Origin of the sequence: Pseudomonas sp. SWRI50, from assembly GCF_014269095.1 — a bacterium.
Classification (GTDB): Bacteria; Pseudomonadota; Gammaproteobacteria; order Pseudomonadales; family Pseudomonadaceae; genus Aquipseudomonas; species Aquipseudomonas kermanshahensis.
In genome coordinates this window covers 1-6,150 of the sequence record NZ_JABWRW010000050.1, presented here as the reverse complement: position 1 = coordinate 6,150, position 6,150 = coordinate 1, and the positions used below count along the sequence as shown (strand labels likewise).

Sequence of the window (6,150 nt, the reverse complement as noted above, 5' to 3'; positions counted from 1 at the left end):
CGCGCCGGACATCACTGCACCAGCCGCACCTACCGAGTTGGCCGTCAGCGCCAACGGCACCGTCGTTACCGGCCGCGCCGAACCAGGCAGCACCGTTCGTATTCTCGCCGCCGACGGCACTGAACTGGGCAGCGCCTTGGTCGGGCCAACTGGCGTGTTCAGCATCAACCTCGATCCGCCTCAGGTCGATGGTGAGCTACTGCAAGCCACCGCAACTGACGCTGCCGGCAATACTTCGGTTGCCAGCTCCGTTACCGCACCGGATATCGACGGCGGCGATACCACGCCGCCGGACGCCCCTGTTGATTTGGTGATCGGTCTCGCTGGCCACCAACTGACTGGCCGAGGCGAAGTGGGGACTACGGTTCAGGTGCGTGATGCCGACGGCAATGTGCTGGCGACTGGCACTGTGGGTGCAGATGGCACCTTCCTGCTGACCCTTGATCCTGCCGTAATCGATGGCAGCACCCTGCAAGTGACCTTGACCGATGCCGCGGGCAACGTTTCGCAGCCAGGTTCAGTCACCTCCCAAGACCTGCTTCCACCTGCGCAGCCGACTGACCTGGCCCTGGCTGATGGCGTGACCCTCACGGGTCGCGGCGAGCCTGGCGCCACCGTGCAAGTACGCGACGCTGCGGGCACTGTGATCGGCACCGGGCTGGTGGGCGCAGATGGCAGCTTCAACCTGACGCTCTCCCCGGCTCAAGCGAATGGCGAAGCACTGGACATCCGTCTGGTGGACGCCGCTGGTAACAGCTCTACCCCACTGCAATTCGATGCGCCGGATATCACTCCGCCAGCGGCCGTAAGCAATATCGTGGTCGGCACCGACGGCCTGGTCCTCAGCGGTCGCGGCGAAGCCGGGGCCACCGTGGAAGTGCGCGATGCCAACGGCAATGTAATTGGTACCGGCACCGTCTTGGCCAACGGCACCTTCCTGATTGACCTTGACCCGGCTGCCCAACCAGGCGAGCAACTGAGCCTGGTGCAGACCGACGCAAGCGGCAACGCTTCCGTTGCCGTCGAATACGACGTACCTCAAACCACCGCCCCTGCAAGTCCGAGCGACCTGCTAATCGATGCCGACGGCACCACCCTGACCGGTACCGCGCCAGCGGGCAGCCGCGTGGAAGTGCACGATGCCAATGGCACCCTGATCGGCAGCGCCACTGCCGGCGCCGATGGCACCTTCACCCTTGAACTCACGCCACCACAAGCCAACGGCGAATTGCTCGATGTCGTCGCCATCGATGACACCGGCCTGTCTTCTCTGCCCGCACAGATCACCGCGCCGGACATCACTGCACCAGCCGCGCCGAGTGAGCTGGCCGTCAGCGCAAACGGCACCGTTGTCACCGGCCGTGCCGAACCGGGTAGCACTGTTCGTATTCTCGCCGCCGATGGCACCGAACTGGGCAGCGCTCTGGTCGGCCCGACTGGCGTCTTCAACATCACCCTCGACCCGCCTCAGGTCGATGGGGAGGTTCTACAAGCCACGGCTACCGATGCCGCTGGCAATACCTCCACCGCCAGCTCCGTCACCGCACCGGATATCGACGGCGGGGATACCACGCCACCAGACGCACCCACCAATCTGGTGATCGGTCTCGCTGGCCACCAACTGACTGGCCGTGGCGAAGCAGGCACCTCCGTGCAGGTGCGCGACGCCGCCGGCAATGTCCTGGCCACTGGCACCGTGGGTGCAGATGGCACCTTCCTGCTAACGCTGGACCCTGCCGTCATCGACGGCAGCACCCTGCAAGTGACACTGACCGATGCGGCGGGCAACGTTTCTCAACCGGGCTCGGTCACCTCGCAAGACCTACTGCCACCTGCGCAACCCACCGACCTTGCCCTGGCCAATGGCATCACCTTCACCGGCCGCGGCGAACCTGGCGCCACCGTACAAGTACGCGACGCTGCCGGTACTGTGATCGGTACCGGGCTGGTCAACGCGGATGGCACGTTCAGCCTGACGCTGAGCCCTGCGCAGGCCAATGGCGAAGCCCTGGATATCCGCCTGGTCGATGCCGCTGGCAATAGCTCCGCTGCCCTGCAGTTCAATGCGCCGGACATCACCCCACCGGATGCGGTCAGTAACATCCAGGTCGGCCCTGGCGGCTTGGTCTTGGGCGGTCGCGGGGAAGCGGGTGCCACCGTTGAGGTGCGCGACGCGGATGGCAACCTGCTTGGCCGCGGCGTCGTCACTGCCAATGGTACCTTCCTGATCAACCTCGACCCGGCTGCACAACCCGGCGAACACCTGAGCCTGGTGCAGGTCGACCCAAGCGGCAACGCGTCCGTTGCCCTCGAATACGACGTACCACTGACCACCGCCCCGGCCAGCCCGAGCGAACTGGCGATCAACGCCGATGGCACCAGCCTGACCGGCAACGCACCCGCTGGAACCCGTGTGGAGGTGCACGATGCCAATGGCACGCTCATTGGCAGTGCTGTGGCGGGTGCAGACGGCACCTTTACTATCGTGCTCGACCCGGCCCAAGCCAACGGCGAACTGCTCGATGTTGTGGCCATTGACGACACCGGCTTGTCGTCCGTGCCTGCGCAGATCACCGCGCCGGACATCACCGCGCCAGCCGCACCCAGTGAACTGGCCGTCAGCGCCAACGGCACTGTAGTAACTGGCCGTGCCGAACCGGGTAGCACTGTTCGTATTCTCGCCGCCGATGGCACCGAACTGGGCAGCGCCCTGGTCGGACCAACTGGCGTGTTCAACATCACCCTCGACCCGCCTCAGGTCGATGGCGAAGTGTTGCAGGCCACCGCGACCGATGACGCTGGTAACACATCGCCTGGCAGCTCCGTCACCGCGCCGGATATCGACGGCGTGGACACCACGCCACCCAACGCACCGACCAACCTGGTGATCGGCCTCGCCGGCAGCCAGCTCAGCGGCCGCGGCGAAGCCGGAGCCACCGTGCAGGTACGTGACGCCGCTGGCAATGTGCTGGCGACTGGCATCGTAGGCGCGGACGGCAACTTTGTAATCGCCCTTGATCCAGCCGTTAACGATGGCAGCACGCTGCAAGTGGTGCTGACCGACGCGGCAGGCAACGCGTCTGAACCAGGTACGGTCACCTCGCCAGACCTGCAAGCCCCAGACCAACCCACAGGCCTGGCCTTGGCCGAAGGCGTGACCCTTACCGGTCGCGGAGAACCGGGTGCCACTGTTCAAGTCCGCGACGCTGCGGGCAATGTGATTGGTAGCGGACTCGTAGGCGCAGATGGCAGTTTCAGCCTGACGCTCAGCCCTGCTCAAGCGAATGGCGAAGCGCTGGACGTTCGCCTCGTGGATGCCGCCGGCAACAGCTCTGCCCCACTCCAATTCGATGCACCGGACATCACACCGCCTGCCGCCGTCAGCAATATTGCCGTCGGCTCCGACGGCCTGGTCCTCAGCGGCCGCGGCGAAGCCGGCGCCACTGTGCAAGTGCGTGACGCCGAGGGCACTGTGATCGGCACAGGCACTGTCTTGGCCAACGGTACCTTCCTCATCGACCTCGACCCGGCAGCGCAACCCGGCGAGCACCTGAGCCTGGTCCAGACCGACCCGAGCGGCAACGCGTCCGTCGCCTTTGAATACGACGTACCACTGATCACCGCCCCGGCGAGCCCAAGCGAGCTGGCGATCAATGCCGATGGCACCAGCCTGACCGGCAACGCGCCAGCGGGAACCCGTGTGGAGGTGCACGATGCCAATGGCACGCTGATCGGCAGTGTCGTGGCAGGTGCCGATGGCACCTTCACTATCGTGCTCGACCCGGCCCAAGCCAACGGCGAACTGCTCGATGTGGTCGCCATTGATGACAACGGTCTGTCGTCCGTGCCTACGCAAATCTTTGCGCCGGACATCACCGCGCCGACTGCGCCAAGTGAACTGGCGATCAACGCCGACGGTAGCGTCGTCACCGGCCGGGCCGAAGCGGGCAGCACCGTGCGGGTGCTGGCAGCTGACGGCACCGAACTGGGCAGCGCCTTGGTCGGCCCGACTGGTACCTTCAACATCACCCTCGATCCGCCTCAAGTCGATGGCGAGGTGCTGCAAGTTACTGCGACCGATGCTGCAGGCAACGCCTCAACCGCCGGCACGGTCACCGCGCCGGATATCGACGGCGGCGACATCACGCCACCGGATGCACCTACCAACCTGGTCATCGCCCTCGCCGGCAGCCAGCTCAACGGTCGTGGCGAAGCCGGGGCCACCGTGCAAGTCCGTGATGCCGAGGGCAACCTCGTGGCCAGCGGCTTGGTCAACCCGGACGGCACCTTCCAGATCCCCCTGGACCCGGCCGTGAAAGACGGCAGCACCCTGCAAGTGGTACTGACCGACGCAGCAGGCAACGCCTCTGAACCTGGTTCGGTGACCTCGCCAGACCTACAAGCGCCAGAGCAACCTACCGGCCTGGAACTGGTCGACGGCGTCACCCTCACGGGTAGCGGCGAACCGGGCGCCACCGTGCAGGTGCGCGACGCTGCGGGCGACATCATCGGTACCGGCCTGGTCAACGAAAACGGCAGCTTCAGCCTCACGCTTACGCCTGCCCAGGCCAATGGCGAAGTGCTGGATATCCGCCTGGTGGACGCCGCCGGTAACACCTCGACCCCGCTGCCATTCGATGCACCGGACATCACGCCGCCTGCAGCGGTGAGCAATATTGTCGTCGGCAGCGATGGCCTGGCCCTGAGCGGCCGTGGTGAAGCGGGTGCCAGTGTGGAGGTGCGCGACGCCGCGGGTAATGTGATCGGCACTGGCACTGTCTTGGCCAACGGCACCTTCCTGATCGACCTCGACCCGGCGGCACTGCCAGGCGAGCGCCTGAGCCTGGTGCAGACCGACCCAAGCGGCAATGCATCCGTAGCCTTCGAGTACGACGTACCCTCGACCACCACACCGGCCAGCCCGAGCGACCTGGTGGTCGCCGAAGACGGCACCAGCATCAGCGGTTCCGCCCCGGTCGGCAGCCGTGTGGAAGTGCGCGATGCCGATGGCACGCTGGTCGGCAGCGTGGTGGTGGGTGCCGAAGGTACCTTCACCGTCATCCTCAACCCGGCACAAGCCAACGGCGAACTGCTCGACCTGGTGGCAATCGATGGCACCGGCGCGTCGTCCCTGCCGGTACAAATCAACGCACCCGACATCACCGCGCCGACTGCGCCGAGTGAACTGGCGATCAACGCCGACGGCAGCGTCGTCACCGGCCGTGCCGAACCGGGCAGCACCGTGCGGGTGCTGGCAGCTGACGGCACCGAACTGGGCAGCGCCTTGGTCGGCCCGACTGGTACCTTCAACATCACCCTCGATCCGCCTCAAGTCGATGGCGAGGTGCTGCAAGTTACTGCGACCGATGCTGCAGGCAACGCCTCAACCGCCGGCACGGTCACCGCGCCGGACATCGACGGCGGCGACACCACGCCACCAGACGCACCCACCAACCTGGTCATCGCCCTCGCCGGCAGCCAGCTGAATGGTCGTGGTGAAGCCGGGGCCACCGTGCAAGTCCGTGATGCCGAGGGCAACCTCGTGGCCAGCGGCTTGGTCAACCCGGACGGCACCTTCCAGATCACCCTGGACCCGGCCGTTAACGACGGCAGCACCCTGCAAGTGGTACTGACCGACGCGGCAGGCAACGCCTCTGAACCTGGTTCGGTGACCTCGCCAGACCTACAAGCGCCAGAGCAACCTACCGGCCTGGAACTGGTCGACGGCGTCACCCTCACGGGTAGCGGCGAACCGGGCGCCACCGTGCAGGTGCGCGACGCTGCGGGCGACATCATTGGTACCGGCCTGGTCAACGAGAACGGCAGCTTCAGCCTCACCCTTACGCCTGCCCAGGCCAATGGTGAAGTGCTGGACATCCGCCTGGTGGATGCCGCTGGTAATAGCTCCACCCCGCTGCCATTCGATGCACCGGACATCACGCCGCCTGCAGCGGTGAGCAATATTGTCGTCGGCAGCGATGGCCTGGCCCTGAGCGGCCGTGGTGAAGCGGGTGCCAGCGTGGAGGTGCGCGACGCCGAGGGTAATGTGATCGGCACTGGCACTGTCTTGGCCAACGGCACCTTCCTGATCGACCTCGACCCGGCGGCACTGCCAGGCGAGCGCCTGAGCCTGGTGCAGACCGACCCAAG

General features: G+C 66.0%; 1 protein-coding gene. It reads left to right on the top strand.

Features of this window, described 5'->3' with window-relative positions; all coding sequences use genetic code 11:
* Window positions 1-6,150, top strand: a 6,150-nt coding sequence (locus HU750_RS26850; protein ID WP_238348956.1) for an Ig-like domain-containing protein, incomplete at both ends; no start/stop codon positions are given.